Source organism: Leifsonia shinshuensis, from assembly GCF_022606355.1.
Taxonomy (GTDB): Bacteria; Actinomycetota; Actinomycetes; order Actinomycetales; family Microbacteriaceae; genus Leifsonia; species Leifsonia shinshuensis_B.
Genome location: NZ_JAHHZQ010000004.1, coordinates 187,745 through 203,640 on the forward strand (window position 1 = coordinate 187,745; position 15,896 = coordinate 203,640).

The window sequence follows — 15,896 nt, forward strand, 5'->3', positions numbered from 1 at the left end:
GGCGGCGCACGCCATCGACGTCTTCTGCCGCACCGGCCCGCCGCCTCCCGTTCACGGACCTTTCAGCCCCCTCCCAGCGCCCGCGGGACGTCTGCCGGGGCTGACCAAGTACGATGTTCTCTAACGTCGGCGGAGTGTGCCGTCCGGCGTGCGCCCGCCGGGGCGCGGGCATCATCGGCCCGACCGAGCAAAATGGAGTGCATCAGTGGCCTCAGTTCTTGAAAAGGTTCTCCGCGTCGGCGAGGGACGCACCCTCCGGCGCCTGGAGGCGTACGCGAAGGCGGTCAACGCCCTCGAGGACGACTTCAGCGAGCTGACCGACGACGAACTCATGCACGAGACCGTCGAGTTGCGCGAGCGGTACAGCAACGGCGAATCGCTCGACGACCTGCTGCCGGAGGCGTTCGCCGCCGTGCGCGAGGCGTCCAAGCGGACGCTCGGCATGCGGCACTTCGACGTGCAGATCATGGGCGGCGCCGCCCTCCACCTCGGCAACATCGCCGAGATGAAGACCGGTGAGGGCAAGACCCTGGTCGCCACTACGGCCGCCTACCTCAACGCGATCGCCAGCCGCGGCGTGCACGTCATCACCGTCAACGACTACCTGGCGAGCTACCAGTCGGAGCTCATGGGCCGCGTGTTCCGGGCGCTCGGTATGAGCACCGGGGTGATCCTCGCCGGTCAGACCCCCGAGGAACGCCGCGAGCAGTACGCCGCCGACATCACCTACGGCACGAACAACGAGTTCGGCTTCGACTACCTCCGCGACAACATGGCGTGGCAGGCGAGCGACATGGTGCAGCGCGGCCACTACTTCGCGATCGTCGACGAGGTCGACTCGATCCTCATCGACGAGGCGCGCACCCCGCTGATCATCTCCGGTCCGTCCTCCGGCGAGGCGAACCGGTGGTTCAACGAGTTCGCCAGTCTGGCCACGCGCCTCACGCCCGAGGTCGACTACGAGGTCGACGAGAAGAAGCGCACCGTCGGTGTGCTCGAGCCCGGCATCGAGAAGGTCGAGGACTACCTCGGCATCGACAACCTCTACGAGTCGGCGAACACCCCGCTCATCTCGTTCCTCAACAACGCGATCAAGGCGAACGCCCTGTTCAAGCGCGACAAGGACTACGTCGTCATGAACGGCGAAGTGCTCATCGTCGACGAGCACACCGGCCGCATCCTGGTCGGCCGTCGCTACAACGAGGGCATCCACCAGGCGATCGAGGCCAAGGAGGGCGTGGAGGTCAAGGCCGAGAACCAGACGCTCGCCACCGTCACGCTGCAGAACTACTTCCGTCTGTACAAGAAGCTGTCGGGCATGACCGGTACCGCCGAGACTGAGGCGGCCGAGTTCATGAGCACCTACAAGCTCGGCGTCGTCCCCATCCCGACGAACAAGCCGATGCAGCGCAAGGATCAGCCCGACCTCGTCTACAAGAACGAGAAGGCCAAGTTCGACCAGGTCGTCGAGGACATCGCCAAGCGCTACGAGAAGGGCCAGCCGGTGCTCGTCGGCACGACCAGTGTCGAGAAGAGCGAGTACCTCTCGCGTCTGCTCGCCAAGAAGGGCGTGCGCCACGAGGTCCTGAACGCGAAGAACCACGCTCGCGAGGCCGCGATCGTCGCCCAGGCCGGGCGTCTCGGATCCGTGACCGTCGCCACGAACATGGCCGGCCGTGGAACCGACATCATGCTCGGCGGCAACGCGGAGTTCATCGCGGTCGCCGAGATGAACTCCCGTGGGCTGTCGCCCGTCGAGACGCCGGACGAATACGAGGAGGCCTGGGAGGGCGTCTTCAACGACGTCAAGGCGAAGGTGGCGGAGGAGGCCGAGAAGGTCATCGATGCCGGTGGCCTGTACGTGCTCGGCACGGAGCGCCACGAGTCGCGCCGCATCGACAACCAGCTGCGCGGTCGTTCCGGCCGTCAGGGCGACCCGGGCGAGAGCCGCTTCTACCTGTCGCTGACCGACGACCTCATGCGCCTGTTCAACGCGGGCGCGGCCGAGAGCCTGATGGGTCGCACGAGCGTCCCCGACGACATGGCGATCGAGTCCAAGGTCGTCAGCCGCGCCATCCGCAGCGCGCAGTCGCAGGTGGAGGCGCGCAACGCCGAGATCCGCAAGAACGTCCTCAAGTACGACGACGTGCTCAACCGTCAGCGCGAGGCCATCTACGGCGACCGCCGCCACATCCTCGAGGGCGACGACCTCCACGAGCGCGTGCAGAAGTTCCTCACCGACGTCATCGACGACATCCTCGACCAGCACACCGGCGAGGGCAGCGGCGACGACTGGGACTTCGACGCCCTCTGGGCCGAGCTCAAGACGCTCTACCCGGTCGGTGTCTCCATCGACGAGGTCATCGCCGAGGCGGGCAACAAGGGCCGCATCAACCGCGACTTCATGCGCCGCGAGATCATGTCGGACGCGAAGATCGCCTACCAGAAGCGCGAGGAGTCGCTCGGGTCGCCCGCGATGCGCGAGCTGGAGCGGCGCGTGGTGCTGTCGGTGATCGACCGACGCTGGCGCGACCACCTCTACGAGATGGACTACCTGAAGGACGGCATCGGCCTGCGCGCGATGGCCCAGCGCGACCCGCTGGTCGAGTACCAGCGCGAGGGCTACGCGATGTTCCAGCAGATGATGGGTGCGATCCGCGAGGAGACCGTCGGCTTCCTGTTCAACCTGGAGGTCGAGGTCAACCAGGCGCCCGACGAGGTGGCGGCCCCCGCCGTCGCGGCCAAGGGCCTGGCCCGTGGCGAATCCTCGGAGGCGCGCCTCAGCTACTCGGCCCCAGGCGAGCAGGGCGAGGTCGAGGTCCGCAACCAGCGCGGCCAGATCGAGAAGGCCGCGACCGACCGTGCCCAGCGCGCCCAGCGCCAGTCGGCTCCGGCCCAGGCAGCCCCGCCCGCGCAGGCCTCCAACCAGCGCGGCGCCTTCGGCCAGCGGGTGGAGGAGCCGGAGGACGCCCCCGCCAACCGCGCGGAGCGCCGAGCGCAGGCCAAGAAGCGCTGACCCATCGCACCGTGAGACGGCGGGGCGGCCGTGTGGCCGCCCCGCCGTCTCACGGTTGCGGGAGGATGTCGGTGTCGATCCGCCTGACAGAGGCCGCGCGCTGCAGCACGTCAGCCGGCCGCGCACCGGCCACCCACCGGCCACCCACCGGCCACCCACCGGCCCAGCGCCACGGAGGCCACACGTCCCCGTGGCGCAGCCGCACCCGGCGGCTACAGCACGCTGATCGCGGTCGCCCGCCAGCGTTTCCTGTGGCGCTCGAGCCGGAGGGCGACGGCTCGTGAGCGGGTCGGCTGGTGGATCATGACGACGGCGTCGACGATGGACTCGCCCAGGCGGGTGACCATCGGCTCGCCGACGCGGACACGCGGTCGGCGGGCGTCGTCGCCCAGTGCCTCCCGGGAGCGAGCGGCGATCACCGTGCGGCGGAGTAGTTGAACGTAGACGGAGTCACTCACCCATCTGCCGAGTTGATCCAGCGCCCGCGCGCCCGCGAGGATCTCGACGACGCAGAGAGCCAGTTTCGCGCTCAGCAGGCTCGGATCGTCGTCGAGGCCGGTGACGAGCCGGAGGTCGGGGTCGGGGTCCTGCTGCACGACACTGAGCGGTGGCTGGCCCAGCGGCGGCCGGCCCGACGGTGGCCGGCCCGACGGTGGCTGGCCCAGCGGCGACGCCTCCGGTGGCCGCCCGGCGGTCGGTGGACGCGTCGCGGGCGCCCGGAGCGCGCTCGTGGAGTCGAAGGCGGTGAAGCCGACAGCGGCGCCGTCGACAGCGACCCGGTCGAGGAGGGGTGTCAGTAGTGCGTTCATCTGATGGTGCTCGATTCTTCTGATCGACGCGTTCGTCGAGTGTCTGTCTCACACTCAAGCAGCGCGGTTCGCGGGGGTCCAGGGCATCAACGCGGGTGTGGACAACTCGTTCCACCTCGCCCGTCCCGACAGCCGGTCGGCGACCGAGGACAGCTCGAACTTTCGGACGATGCGGCGCGTTCGTCTCGCACGGGAGAGTGGAGGCATGAAGTCCTCGTTCATCGCATCCGTCGTCTACCTCGTTCTCGGTGTCGGGTCCGGGCTGTTCTATCGCGAGTTCACGAAGGCGCACGACTTCGCCGACGGGGCGAACACGCAGCTCGGCCTGGTCCACACCCATCTGCTCGTGCTCGGCTTCGTCGTCTTCCTGCTGGTGCTCATCCTCGACCGGTTGTTCGGGATCGCGCGCGGGCCGCTCTTCCAGTGGTTCTTCTGGACGTACAACGCCGGCCTCGTGCTGACCGCGGCCATGCTGGCGGTCCACGGCAGCCTGACCGTCCTCGGCGAGTCGAGCACTGCCGCGATCGCGGGCATCGCCGGTCTGGGCCACATCCTGTTGACGATCGGGCTCATCTTGCTCATGACCGCCCTCGGTCGCCGGGTCTTCGGGAGGCAGGACGCCGTCACCGAGGCGTGACCGCGTCTGTCTATAGTGGGGGAGTGTCGACGCTCAGTGATCTCGTCCATGCTCAAGGTCGTTCCTCCGAGGCGGACGTGGAGTGGCTCCACTCGCTCGTCGGCGACTGGCAGCTCCTGGCCGATCTGGCCTTCGCCGACATCGTGCTCTGGGTGCCCACGACCGACGACGACTTCGTCGCCGTGGCGCACGCCCGCCCGTCGAGCGCGGCCACGCTGTTCTACCGCGACTTTGTCGGCCAGCGGATCAAGCCGGAGTGGCGCCAGCAGGTCACCGACGCGTACCGCACCAAGGAGATCATCGACACGTCCGCCCCGGACTGGTACGAGGAGACGCCGACGCGCGTACGCGCCGTCCCGGTGATCCGGCGGCTCACGGTCCACTCGCCGGAGACGGCACCCGAGCCGGTCGCGGTCATCACACGGCACACCAACCTCAGCGAGGCGCGCACGCCGAGCCGCCAGGAGCTGACGTTCAACGACTGCGCCAACGACCTGTTCAACATGATCGCCAGCGGCGACTTCCCCGACCTCGGCGCCCCCGCCGCGCCGCGCCGCGGGGCACCGCGCGCCGCGGACGGCCTCATCCGCCTCGACGTCGACGGCATCACCACCTTCGCCAGCCCCAACGCCCTGAGCGCGTTCAACCGGATGGGCTTCACGGGCGAGCTGGAGGGCGAATCGCTGGCCACGGTCACGACCGGCCTCCTCGCGGGCACCATCACCGTGGACGAGTCGCTCCCGCTGGTCGTGACCGGTCGTGCCCCGTGGCGCACCGACATCGAGGCCCGCGGCGTGACCGTCTCGCTGCGCGCCATCCCGATCCGCAACCGGGGTCAGCGCGTTGGCGCGATCGTGCTGTGTCGCGACGTGTCGGAGCAGCGGCATCAGGAACGCGAGCTCATCACCAAGGACGCCACGATCCGCGAGATCCACCACCGTGTCAAGAACAACCTTCAGACCGTCGCGTCGCTGCTGCGCATCCAGGCGCGCCGCACGCACTCGGAGGAGGCGAGGGAGGCGCTGAGCCAGGCCATGCGACGGGTGGCGGCGATCGCGGTCGTGCACGACACCCTGTCGACCGGGCTCGCGCAGATCGTGGACTTCGACGACGTGTTCGACCGCGTGCTGCTGCTCGTGGCGGAGGTCGCCGCCAGCCACACCACCACGGTGCACCCCAAGAAGTCGGGCACCTTCGGCTCGCTGCCGAGCGAGTATGCGACGCCGCTGGCGCTCGCGCTGACCGAGCTGGTCACGAACGCCGTCGAGCACGGCCTCGCCGGGCGCGAGGGCCAGGTGGAGATCGTGGCGAACCGCACCGACGACTCGCTGACCGTGAAGGTCGTCGACAACGGCTCGGGCCTGCCGGAGGGCAAGGTCGGCTCCGGGCTCGGCACGCAGATCGTGCGCACCCTGATCCAGGGCGAGCTCGGCGGAGCGATCGACTGGCACACGATGATGGGCCAGGGCACCGAGGTCACCATCGAGGTGCCGCTCCGCTACCTCACCACCGTCTGAGGCACGCCGAGGGGCACGTCGTCGTCCCCTCCGAAAGCCGATGGGGACGGCAGGGTGCCCCTCGTGGGCTGACGACGAAAAACGCCGAGGGGCGCCCCCGGACGCTGATGACGTCTGCTAGGTGTTCGGGAGCGCCGCCTCGGCGGCGGTGTGTTGCAGGGAGCCTCTGGAGGGGCTCAGGAGGCGCGGCGCGCGCGAGCGGCGCGACGCTTGAGCGCACGGCGCTCGTCTTCGGAGAGACCGCCCCAGACGCCGGAGTCCTGACCGGTCTCGAGGGCGTACTGCAGGCAGATCTCCGTCACGGTGCAGCGAGCGCAGACCGCCTTTGCCTTGTCGATCTGGTCGACCGCGGGTCCGGTGTTTCCGACGGGGAAGAACAGCTCGGGGTCCGCGGTCAGGCAGGCGGCTTTGTCGCGCCAATCCATGAAGATATGCTCCTTGTTTGCTGGATGTTTCCTGGCCCGAGGGGCCTAGAATGCAGGTAAGCAGCCGCGTTACAGGGTTCTTCAGATCCATGGGGAATGAGACCTGCCCACCACCCTGTGAGCACTAACTCGGCCTTGAATATGCTCCCATAGCGGTTAACCCGAATCAATAGTTTTGTATGGGATAACGCTGTGAACACACACTCGAAACGTCTGGATGCTATAGTGCCCGATCCGTCCGCGCCAGTCCCCGCATCGCCCGATTCGTCGCGCGTCGCTCGGGTCAGGCCGCCTCTGCTGATCGTGCTCGCGGTCATCCTCGCGCTCGAGGCGCTGCTGGTCAGCGGGCTCGCGGTCTGGCTGTTGTATGAGCTTCTCACAGTGACCCCGCAGTCGTACACCACCGCGATCGCGATCACGCTGCTGGTCGCGATCGGCGCGGCCTGGGTGATCGTCACGCTCGTCGGCATCCTGCGGCTGCACGCGTGGGCCAGGGCGTCGACGGTGACCATCCAGATCCTGATGGTCGCGGTGGCGGTCGGCAGCTTCCAAGGGCTGGTCGCGCGACCCGACATCGGCTGGGCGCTCCTCGTCCCCGCCGTCGTCGCCTTCGTCCTCGCTCTCGCGCCGGCGGTGGTGCGAGCCACGGCCAGGGAGGCCGCCCCCGACACGGAGGACGACGGGCGAAACACGGGGAAACACGAATAGCGCCCGCGCGGGAACAAGGCGCAGACTCGTTCTGTTATGCCCGATATCGTGACTGAAACCTCCGCCCTCGCCTCCCCGTCCACCATCGAGACCGCAGAGGCCGGCTACCCGGCCTGGCGAGCGTGGAGGCTCGAGTCCGTCGCATCGCCCACCGGGAACCTCGCCCTCGTCGAGACCCGCTGGCTGCCGGACGGCGACGGGACGACGGCTGAGCAGGCGCTCGACGGACAGCCCGCGACGGTGACCGCGACCGAGCTGAGCCGGCGCAACCTCGACACGGGCGAGCCGGAGCGCGGCATCCGCCTGTGGGATGCCGATTCCCCGGCGATCCGCGCGTTCGAGACGATCGAGGCGTTCCCGTTCGACCCGTCCTGGGTCGTCGAGGCCCGCTTCACTCCGGTCGCCGACGGGCGCACGATCCCCTTCGAGCACATCCGCGACAACGGGCTGACCCGCGACCTGGTGGTGCCGGGTGACATCACCTTCGAACGTGCCGGCGTGGAGTACACGCTGAGCGCCTTCGACGACGACGGCACCCTGTTGCTCGTCTTCGGCGATCCGACCAACGGCGCAGAGGGTCCCGACGGCACCTACGCGTCAGGACGCTTCCTGTTCGTGACGCGTGACGGCGAGAACGCCGTGCTCGACTTCAACCGCGCTTTCGTGCCCCCGTGCGGCTTCTCCGACCAGTACAACTGTCCGCTGCCGCCGCGGAACAACCGCTTCGCCGAGCCCGTGACCGCGGGCGAGAAGCGCGTCGTGCTCCGCGACGGTGCCGCCCGCTGATCTTCTTCCCCTCCGTTCCGCCCTCCCCACAGCACAGGAGAACTCCGTTGAGAAAGACCCCCCTGCTCGCCACGCTCGCGATCGGCATCGCCGCGGCACTCACCCTCGCCGGCTGCTCCGGCGCCGCGTCGTCGTCCTCGGGCGGCACCGACGCGTCGATCGCCGTCGGCTCGCTGTACGAGCCCGTCAACCTCGACAACACCGCCGGCGGAGGCCAGGGCGTCACCGAGGCGCTCAACGGCAACGTCTACGAGGGGCTGTTCAAGCTCACCGACGACGGCACGGTCGAGCCGCTGCTCGCGACGAAGTACACGGCCAGCGCCGACGGCTTGACGTACACCTTCACCCTCCGTGACGGCGTGAAGTTCCACTCGGGCAAGCCGCTCACCAGCGCCGCCGTCAAGTCGAGCATCGAGCGCGTGCTCGCGGACGACTCGCAGTCCGCCCGCAAGTCGCAGCTCGCGGTCATCTCCGGCATCCAGACCCCGTACGACAAGACCGTCGTGATCTCGCTCAAGTCGCGCTCGATCTCGCTGCCCTACAACCTCAGCTACGTGTGGATCTACGGGCCGGGCACCACGAACTACAAGACGGCGGAGGACGGCACCGGCCCGTACACGCTGGGCACTTGGAAGCGCGGCAGCTCGCTCAGCCTCGAGCGCTGGAACGGCTACTGGGGAGCGAAGGCGAAGAACAAGGAGGTCGTCTACGACTACTTCACCGACGCCAGCGCGCTGTCGAACGCCCTCCTGACCAACCAGGTCGATGTCGTCACCTCCATCCAGAGCCCGGACTCGCTGACCCAGTTCCAGGGCAACAAGAGCTACACCATCAGCAACGGCCACTCGACGACGAAGGAGCTGCTGGCCTTCAACGACAAGGTCGCTCCGTTCGACAAGGCCGAGGTGCGCAAGGCCGTCTACTCGGCGATCGACACCAAGAAGCTGCTCAGCTCCATCTGGGGCAAGTACGGCACGCTCATCGGCTCGATGGTGCCGCCGAGCGACCCCTGGTACGAGGACCTCACGAAGGTGAACCCCTACGACGTCTCGCTCGCCAAGAAGGAGCTGGCCGAGGCCGGCTACCCGAACGGCTTCACGTTCACGCTCGACACCCCGACGTACGACCCGCACCCCGCGGTCGCCGAGTTCCTCAAGACGGAGCTGGCGAAGGTGGGCATCACGGTGAACATCAACTCCATCTCGGCCGATCAGTGGTACACGAAGGTGTTCAAGAACCACGATTTCGTCGCGACCCTGCAGGAGCACGTCAACGACCGCGATCTGGTCTGGTACGGCAACCCCGACTTCTACTGGGGGTACGACAACCCGCAGGTCACCGCCTGGGTGAACGAGGCGGAGCAGTCCGCCACCACGGCCGAGCAGACTGCGAAGCTCAAGCTGGTCAACGAGCAGATCGCCAAGGACGCCGCCAGCGCGTGGCTGTACCTGTACCCGCAGATCGTCGTCGCGTCCAGCTCGGTGAGCGGATACCCGGTGAACGGGCTCAACTCGCAGTTCTACGCGTACGACATCGTCAAGAAGTAATCCACAATGCGCGGCATCGCCGCGTTCTCCACTGATGCTCGGGGCGGCCGGAATCGGCCTCCCCGAGCATCTACGCTGAAACGATCATGACCTCCTACCTCCTCCGCCGCACAGCGTTCCTCTTGGTTTCGCTGCTGCTCGCGATGGTGGTGCTCTTCTTCCTGCTGCGGGTGCTCCCCGGCGACCCGGCCAACGCGCTGCTGTCGGCGAGCGCGACCCCCGAGCAGATCAAAGCGGCGCAGGATCAGGTCGGCAGCAACCTCCCGCTGCCCGAGCAATTCGCGAACTGGTTCGGCTCGCTGCTCACGTTGAACCTCGGGCAGTCCTTCATCACGTCGCTGCCGGTGGGTCCCGAGATCGCGTCCCGGCTGGCCGTGACCGTCCCGCTGACGCTGCTGTCGTTCGCGCTGGCGCTGGTGCTCGCCCTGCCGATCGGGTTCGTCGCGGCGTGGAAGGCCGACCGCTGGTACGGTCTCGTGCTCTCCGCGTTCTCGCAGCTCGGCATCGCCGTGCCCGTCTTCTGGGTGGGCATCCTGCTCGTCGACGCCTTCGCGATCGACCTGAGGTGGTTCCCGTCAGGAGGCTTCCCGCGCGACGACTGGGCCGATCCCGCCGCCGCGCTGCAATCGCTGGCCCTGCCGGTCATCACCATCGCGATCGTGATGAGCGCGTCGATCGCGCGGTACGTCCGCAGTGCCACCCTCGACGTCATCGGCAGCGACTACCTCCGCAACGCGCGTGCACTCGGTTCCGGGTTCGGTCGTGCGATGTGGAGGCACGGCCTGCGCAACGGCGCGGTCCCGATCATCTCCATCCTCGGCATCGAGCTCGCCACGACCTTCCTCGGCGCCGTGGTGGTCGAGAGCGTCTACACCCTGCCGGGCCTCGGCAGCATGCTGCTCACGGCGATCCAGCAGCACGACTATCCCGACATCCAAGGCATCCTCTTCGTCTCCACGCTGCTCGTGCTCATCGTCGGATTCCTCGCCGACATCGCCCAGCGCCTCATCGACCCGCGACTGCGGCAGAGCATCTCGGGCAACCGATGAGCGCGGTCGTGGAGCAGGCCGCGCAGACGGCGCCGGATCCGCGGGAGCGGGCCGGACGCCGCACGCGGAGGTCGATCACCCTCGGGGCCGGCCTCACGCTGGTCGGGCTCGTCGTCGTCGTCGCCGCGCTGTCGTTCGTGTGGCTCCCGTACGCCCAGGGCGACACCACGGGCGGTCGTCTGCAGGCGCCCGACGGCGCCCACTGGCTGGGCACCGACCGGTTCGGCCGCGACCTGACCACGCAGCTGATGATCGGAGCCCGGATCGCCCTGGCGGTCGGAGTGGGCGCGGTCGTGATCGGCGCGATCATCGGCATCACCATCGGCATGCTGGCCGCATTCGCCGGCCGCTGGCTCGACGACACGATCTCGGCCGTGCTCGACATCATCATCGCGTTCCCGGTCCTGCTGCTCGCAATGCTCATCGTCGCGGCACAGGGCGCATCGCTCGGCACGGCGATCCTCGCGATCGGCCTGGCGATGTCGGCCGTCGTCGCCCGGCTCACGCGAGTGCTCGCCAAGCGGGTCCTCGCTCAGCAGTTCGTCACGGCCGCCCGCACCTCCGGAACCTCGTGGGCCGGAATCGTGGGGCGCCACGTCCTCCCGAACATCTGGCCGACACTGGGCGTGAACCTCGCGCTCCAGTTCGGGGTCGCCGTGCTCGCCGAGGCGAGCCTGTCGTATCTCGGCCTCGGCGCCCCTCCGCCGAACGCGTCCTGGGGGCGGCTCCTGCAAGAGGCGCAGGGGACCGTCGCCGTCGCGCCGGTCGGGGCGATCGCCCCCGGTGTCGCGCTGGTCGTCCTGGTCGTGGGCGTGAACCTGGTCGCCGACGGATTGCGCGATGTCGCGGACCCGACCAGGAGGAGGTCGCGATGATCCTCGATGTCCAGGGGCTGCGTGTGTCGTCACGCGACGGGTCCGCGCTGGTCGACGGCGTCTCGTTCCGCCTCGACGCCGGAGAGCGGCTCAGCCTGATCGGCGAGTCCGGGTCCGGCAAGTCGCTCACCTCGTTCGCGATCACCGGGCTCCTGCCCGACGGGCTCAGCGCGAGCGGCAGCGTGGAGCTGGCCGGTGTCCAGGTCATCGGAGCGAAAGAGCGTGCGCTGGTCCCACTGCGCGGTCGAACGGCCTCCACGGTCTTCCAGGAGCCGTTGACGGCCCTCGACCCGCTCATGCGGCTCGGCGCCCAGGTCGCGGAGCCCCTGCGTCGGCACCTCGGCCTGCATGGCTCCGCCCTCCGCGACGCCGTCCACGCCGCCCTCGAGGAGGTGCGGCTGCCCGATCCCGAGCGGATCGCGCGCGCGTACCCGCACGAGATCTCGGGCGGGCAGCGGCAGAGAGTCGCCATCGCGGCGGCCCTCGCGTGCCGCCCCCGGCTGCTCATCGCGGACGAGCCGACCACCGCGCTCGACGTGACGGTGCAGGCCGACATCCTCGCCCTCCTCGACTCGCTCGTGGCCGAGCGCGGCATGGCCCTGCTCTTCGTCAGCCATGACCTCGCCGTGGTCTCGAGGCTCACCGAGCGCGCTCTCGTGCTGCGCGGCGGCCAGGTCGTGGAGGAGAACACGATCGAGCGCATCCTGACCGCGCCCACCGATCCCTACACCGCCGAGCTCGTCCGCAGCGCGCGCGAGCTGGACGCCGCACTGGAGGTGCCGTGACCGCCGTCCTCGAACTCCGCGACGCCGGCTACCGCTACCGGCGCGCCGCTTCCCCCGCTCTCGACGGCGTCTCGTTCGCCGTCGAGACGGGTCGCAGCGTCGGACTGGTGGGGGAGTCCGGAGCGGGCAAGACCACGGTGCTCTCGCTGCTCCTCGGCCTGGCCTCGCCGACCTCCGGCGCCGTCCTCTTCGACGGTGCGCCGCTCGACCGTCGCGACCGCACGGTGATGCGCGAGTTCCGGCGCGGCGTGCAGACGGTCTTCCAGGATCCGTATTCGTCGCTCGACCCCCGGCAGAGCGTCGGAAGGATCGTCGGCGAACCGCTCGCATCGCTCCGGATCGCCTCCGGGGCCGACGCGCGCGGACGGGTGGCGGACGCCCTGCGCGCCGTATCGCTCCCCGCCGATGCCGCAGGCCGGTATCCGCACGAGTTCTCCGGAGGCCAGCGCCAGCGCATCGCCATCGCTCGCGCGATCGTCTCGCGCCCGCGGGTGCTCCTGGCCGACGAGCCGGTGAGCGCGCTCGACGTCACCACGCGCATCCAGATCATCGAGCTGCTGGGCCGGCTGGCCGAGGCCGAAGGGATGACCATCGTGATGGTCTCGCATGACCTCAGCGTCGTGGCCTCGCTGTGCGAGCAGACGGTGGTGCTCCAAGGCGGCAGAGTGGTCGAGCAGGGGCGCACGGCCGACGTCCTGGGGTCTCCGAGCGACCCGTACACGCGGCGCCTGCTCGCGTCCGTTCCGCGTCTGCCGGTGTAGCGGCCGGCGCGGAGGCTGCGGGCGGTGACGCCGGCGCGGTTACGGCCGCCGGCGACGGGGCGTGGTGACGGCGGCATGGTGCTGGCTGCGCGGTGACAGCGCCGCGGGGTGACCCCGGCGGAGGTTCACCTCCCGTCGGCGACCCCTCGCAGCAGCAGGTCCAGCGTGAAGTCGAAGCGCTCGTGGCCGCGGCCCGATGTCAGAGAGTCGGCGTGCGCCACGGTGTTCGGGAACAGGGCCGGCGGCAGCATCCGCAGCCGCTCGGCGAGTTCGCCGGCGTCGCGGGCCGGCTCGCCGTCGCGTTCCTCCGCCTGCGCGCGGAGCGAATGCTCCAGGCTGTAGGCGCTCACGTACAGGAATGCCGCGTCGATCGTCCACGCGGCCCGGTTCGGGTCGACCCCCGCCACCAGCAGGATCGAGAGCAGCCCCTCGCTGATCCGCATCGTCTCCAGACTGTGCGGAGCGGCGGTGAAGGCCGCGGCGGAGATTCCCGGATAGCGGAGGTACTCGTCGCGGAGCCGTCGGCACACCCCGAAGAACTGCTCACGCCAGTCGGCCGCCGACGGCTCGGGGAGGGGGACGGCCGCGCAGAGCCGGCCGATCAGCAGGTCGTCGAGCTGCGCCTTGTTGCGCACGTGCGCGTACAACGATGCCGGGCCCGTTTCGAGGGTGACCGCGATGCGCCGCATCGTGAGGGCATCGAAGCCCTCGGACTCGATGATGTCGAACGCGACGTCGACGATGCGTTCGGTGCTCAGCGGCTCCTTGCGGGTGCGGCCGGGAGCGGCCTTCTCGAGGGCCGCGACCCGCTCTGCCCACCGCTCCTGCGCGCTCGTCCGGTCGGTCATCCCGTCATCCTAGCAGTTTGACACGAACGATGTTCGGTAGTAGAACAATGTTCGATGATGGAACAGTGTTCGATGACACGAGCACTGTTCGCTTCGAGAAGGAGAACCCATGACATCCGAGCCCCGGCTGGCCGAATCGCCTGCCGTCACCCGCCGCTCGCCGCGGACGCTGCGCGACGCCTGGGTCGCACTGGCCGGGCTGTCCGCTGTGTTCCTCTTCGAGATGCTCGACAACTCGATCCTCAACGTCGCGCTGCCGAGCATCGGCCGCAGCCTGAACGCCTCGACCGTCGCCCTGCAGTGGGTGACCGGGGTCTACGCCGTCGTCTTCGGCGGCCTGATGCTCGCCTTCGGTGCGGTGGCCGATCGCTTCGGCCGTCGCCGCGTCATGCTGATCGGCCTGTCGCTGCTCGCCCTTGCGAGCCTCGCCACGTTCTGGGTCACCGACGCCGGCGAGCTGATCGCGGTGCGCGCGGCGATGGGCGTGGCGGCCGCCATGACCACACCGGGCTCCGCCGCACTGGCGTTCCGGCTCTTCGACACCGAGAGCCTGCGTGTGCGGGCGATCACCCTCATCTCGACCGTCGGACTCGTCGGGCTGGCGATCGGCCCGACGCTCGGCGGCCTCGTCCTCGCGGTCGCGCCGTGGCAGGTGCTGCTGCTCGTGAACGTGCCCGTCGCGGTGTTCGCGGCCATCGGGATCCGCTTCGGGATCGCGAAGGACGACCCGGGAGATCTCCATCGCGCCCCGGCGGACATCGTCGGCGGTCTGCTCGGAACCGCGACCATCGTGCTCGCCCTCGTCGCGCCGACCCTGTTCGTGAACGCGGGCGCGCGCTCCTGGACGCCCTGGGCCGTGACGGCGGGTGCCGTCGTCTGCGCCGTGCTGTTCGTGTTGCGCGAGCGCTCGGCCCGACACCCGCTCCTCGATCTCGCCCTCGTCGCGAGACCGCTCGTGTCGAGCGGCCTGGCCTACAAGGCGGCGACCGGCCTGGCGATGGCGGGCATGGGGTACCTCGTGACCCTGCAGCTCCAGCTCGACTGGGGCTGGCCTCCCGCGCTCGCCGCGCTCGGCATGCTGCCGCAGGTCGCCGTTCTGATCGGGCTGGGCCCGTTCGTCGATCCGTTCGTGAGGCGCGTCGGGATCGTGCGGGCGGCGTGGCTCAGCTCTGCGGCCGTCGTAGCCGGGCTCGCCGTCTACACGGCCCTCAGCGGCTTCGGCTACGCCTGGGTCGCGCTCGCTCTCGCCCTGGTCGCCGCGGGACTCCGGGTGAACGGCGTCGTCGCGGCCGTCAACGTCATCGGCGGCCTGCCCGCCGACCGCACCACGATCGGCGCCGCCCTCACCGACACGTCGTCGGAGGTCGCCTCGGCTCTGGGGATCGCGGTCGCCGGAACCGTGCTCGCCACTCTGTTCGCGGGCGACATCACGAGCGCCCACTGGACGATCGACCAGACGGACCAGTTCCGCGCCGCCGTCACGCTCGCCGGCACCCTGCTCACGACCGCGTCGGCCCTCCTCGTCGCCTTCGGCATCGCGCGAGCCCGCCGCTCGGCCTCCCGCTGACGAGACGTGAGTGATCTCAGGAGTCCGTCGGCGGATTGCTGCGATCACTCACGTCTCGGCGCCGAGGGCGCGTGTCAGTCCAGGCCGAGCTTCTTGCGGAGGGAGGCGACGTGGCCGGTCGCCTTGACGTTGTAGAGGGGCAGGCGAACCGTGCCGTCCGGGTTCAGCACGAAGGTGGACCGGATGACGCCGGTGACCGTCTTGCCGTAGAGCTTCTTCTCGCCGTACGCGCCGTAGGCGTTGTGGACGGCGAGATCCTCGTCCGACAGCAGCGGGAAGTTGAGGCGCTCCTGCTCCTGGAACTGCTTGTTCTTCGCCGGCGCGTCCTTGGAGATGCCGATGACCTTGTAGCCGCTGGAGGCGAGAGAGTTGAGGTTGTCGCGGAAGTCGCACGCTTCTGTGGTGCAGCCGGGCGTCATCGCCGCCGGGTAGAAGTACACGATCACGTTGTCGCCGGCGAAATCGGCGAGCGAGACGGGGGAGCCGTCCTGGTCGGCGAGCGTGAATGCGGGAGCGGGCTGTCCAGCCTCGAGTCGAACCTCAGTCATGCCTCCATTCTGCCTCCA

At 69.3% G+C, this 15,896-nt stretch carries 15 protein-coding genes; 11 read left to right on the forward strand and 4 right to left on the reverse strand.

Annotated features, from left to right (window positions below):
* Nucleotides 1-205 precede the first annotated feature (205 nt).
* Nucleotides 206-3,016 carry a preprotein translocase subunit SecA gene (secA, locus tag KNO15_RS16215; RefSeq protein WP_241704840.1) on the forward strand — a complete coding sequence of 937 codons (2,811 nt, stop codon included), beginning with the start codon at nucleotides 206-208 and terminating at the stop codon, nucleotides 3,014-3,016.
* 212 nt (nucleotides 3,017-3,228) lie between these two features.
* Here secA and KNO15_RS16220 read toward each other — a convergent pair whose 3' ends face one another.
* Nucleotides 3,229-3,825: an Rv3235 family protein gene (locus KNO15_RS16220; RefSeq protein ID WP_241704841.1), complete on the reverse strand. Its 597-nt coding sequence runs from the start codon at nucleotides 3,823-3,825 to the stop codon at nucleotides 3,229-3,231.
* A gap of 205 nt (nucleotides 3,826-4,030) precedes the next feature.
* Here KNO15_RS16220 and KNO15_RS16225 point away from each other — a divergent pair, with 205 nt between their 5' ends.
* Nucleotides 4,031-4,462 carry a DUF2871 domain-containing protein gene (locus tag KNO15_RS16225; RefSeq protein WP_241704842.1) on the forward strand — a complete coding sequence of 144 codons (432 nt, stop codon included), beginning with the start codon at nucleotides 4,031-4,033 and terminating at the stop codon, nucleotides 4,460-4,462.
* 23 nt (nucleotides 4,463-4,485) lie between these two features.
* On the forward strand, nucleotides 4,486-5,979 hold the full coding sequence (locus KNO15_RS16230) for a sensor histidine kinase (RefSeq protein WP_241704843.1): 1,494 nt from the start codon (nucleotides 4,486-4,488) through the stop codon (nucleotides 5,977-5,979).
* Between the two features lie 176 nt (nucleotides 5,980-6,155).
* Here KNO15_RS16230 and KNO15_RS16235 read toward each other — a convergent pair whose 3' ends face one another.
* Nucleotides 6,156-6,404, reverse strand: coding sequence for a WhiB family transcriptional regulator (locus KNO15_RS16235; RefSeq protein WP_018190103.1), 249 nt, complete (start codon nucleotides 6,402-6,404; stop codon nucleotides 6,156-6,158).
* 225 nt (nucleotides 6,405-6,629) lie between these two features.
* Here KNO15_RS16235 and KNO15_RS16240 point away from each other — a divergent pair, with 225 nt between their 5' ends.
* From KNO15_RS16240 to KNO15_RS16270, 7 genes are all read left to right on the forward strand, one after another.
* The gene (locus tag KNO15_RS16240) at nucleotides 6,630-7,112 is read left to right on the forward strand and encodes a hypothetical protein (protein ID WP_241704844.1); all 483 of its coding nucleotides are present in this window, start codon (nucleotides 6,630-6,632) and stop codon (nucleotides 7,110-7,112) included.
* A 36-nt stretch (nucleotides 7,113-7,148) separates the two neighbouring features.
* A complete protein-coding gene (locus KNO15_RS16245; RefSeq protein WP_242599749.1) occupies nucleotides 7,149-7,898 on the forward strand; it encodes a DUF1684 domain-containing protein in 750 nt (249 codons plus the stop codon).
* Between the two features lie 47 nt (nucleotides 7,899-7,945).
* Nucleotides 7,946-9,445 carry an ABC transporter substrate-binding protein gene (locus KNO15_RS16250; protein WP_241704846.1) on the forward strand — a complete coding sequence of 500 codons (1,500 nt, stop codon included), beginning with the start codon at nucleotides 7,946-7,948 and terminating at the stop codon, nucleotides 9,443-9,445.
* An 86-nt stretch (nucleotides 9,446-9,531) separates the two neighbouring features.
* Nucleotides 9,532-10,494, forward strand: a complete 963-nt coding sequence (locus KNO15_RS16255; RefSeq protein ID WP_241704847.1) for an ABC transporter permease — start codon at nucleotides 9,532-9,534, stop codon at nucleotides 10,492-10,494.
* Nucleotides 10,491-11,369 carry an ABC transporter permease gene (locus tag KNO15_RS16260; RefSeq protein WP_241704848.1) on the forward strand — a complete coding sequence of 293 codons (879 nt, stop codon included), beginning with the start codon at nucleotides 10,491-10,493 and terminating at the stop codon, nucleotides 11,367-11,369. The genes KNO15_RS16255 and KNO15_RS16260 overlap by 4 nt, the downstream gene beginning before the upstream one ends.
* A complete protein-coding gene (locus KNO15_RS16265; RefSeq protein ID WP_241704849.1) occupies nucleotides 11,366-12,154 on the forward strand; it encodes an ATP-binding cassette domain-containing protein in 789 nt (262 codons plus the stop codon). Before KNO15_RS16260 ends, KNO15_RS16265 begins: the two co-directional genes overlap by 4 nt.
* Nucleotides 12,151-12,915: an ABC transporter ATP-binding protein gene (locus KNO15_RS16270; protein WP_241704850.1), complete on the forward strand. Its 765-nt coding sequence runs from the start codon at nucleotides 12,151-12,153 to the stop codon at nucleotides 12,913-12,915. Before KNO15_RS16265 ends, KNO15_RS16270 begins: the two co-directional genes overlap by 4 nt.
* Before the next feature lie 125 nt (nucleotides 12,916-13,040).
* Here the strand turns inward: KNO15_RS16270 and KNO15_RS16275 are convergent, their stop codons facing one another.
* A complete protein-coding gene (locus KNO15_RS16275) occupies nucleotides 13,041-13,763 on the reverse strand; it encodes a TetR/AcrR family transcriptional regulator (protein WP_241704851.1) in 723 nt (240 codons plus the stop codon).
* 109 nt (nucleotides 13,764-13,872) lie between these two features.
* Here KNO15_RS16275 and KNO15_RS16280 point away from each other — a divergent pair, with 109 nt between their 5' ends.
* Nucleotides 13,873-15,330, forward strand: coding sequence for an MFS transporter (locus KNO15_RS16280; RefSeq protein ID WP_241704852.1), 1,458 nt, complete (start codon nucleotides 13,873-13,875; stop codon nucleotides 15,328-15,330).
* A gap of 74 nt (nucleotides 15,331-15,404) precedes the next feature.
* On the opposite strand, the gene bcp is transcribed toward KNO15_RS16280, so the two are convergent.
* Nucleotides 15,405-15,878: a thioredoxin-dependent thiol peroxidase gene (gene bcp, locus KNO15_RS16285; RefSeq protein WP_241704853.1), complete on the reverse strand. Its 474-nt coding sequence runs from the start codon at nucleotides 15,876-15,878 to the stop codon at nucleotides 15,405-15,407.
* Between the last annotated feature and the right edge of the window lie 18 nt (nucleotides 15,879-15,896).

Excerpts from the sequence above, each read along its gene's own strand:
- bcp (WP_241704853.1), bottom strand. The coding sequence starts at position 15,878 with ATGACTGAGGTTCGACTCGAGGCTGGACAGCCCGCTCCCGCATTCACG.
- KNO15_RS16275 (WP_241704851.1), bottom strand. The coding sequence starts at position 13,763 with ATGACCGACCGGACGAGCGCGCAGGAGCGGTGGGCAGAGCGGGTCGCG.
- KNO15_RS16245 (WP_242599749.1), top strand. The coding sequence starts at position 7,149 with ATGCCCGATATCGTGACTGAAACCTCCGCCCTCGCCTCCCCGTCCACC.
- KNO15_RS16235 (WP_018190103.1), bottom strand. The coding sequence starts at position 6,404 with ATGGATTGGCGCGACAAAGCCGCCTGCCTGACCGCGGACCCCGAGCTG.
- KNO15_RS16255 (WP_241704847.1), top strand. The coding sequence starts at position 9,532 with ATGACCTCCTACCTCCTCCGCCGCACAGCGTTCCTCTTGGTTTCGCTG.
- KNO15_RS16220 (WP_241704841.1), bottom strand. The coding sequence starts at position 3,825 with ATGAACGCACTACTGACACCCCTCCTCGACCGGGTCGCTGTCGACGGC.
- KNO15_RS16225 (WP_241704842.1), top strand. The coding sequence starts at position 4,031 with ATGAAGTCCTCGTTCATCGCATCCGTCGTCTACCTCGTTCTCGGTGTC.
- KNO15_RS16265 (WP_241704849.1), top strand. The coding sequence starts at position 11,366 with ATGATCCTCGATGTCCAGGGGCTGCGTGTGTCGTCACGCGACGGGTCC.
- KNO15_RS16280 (WP_241704852.1), top strand. The coding sequence starts at position 13,873 with ATGACATCCGAGCCCCGGCTGGCCGAATCGCCTGCCGTCACCCGCCGC.
- KNO15_RS16260 (WP_241704848.1), top strand. The coding sequence starts at position 10,491 with ATGAGCGCGGTCGTGGAGCAGGCCGCGCAGACGGCGCCGGATCCGCGG.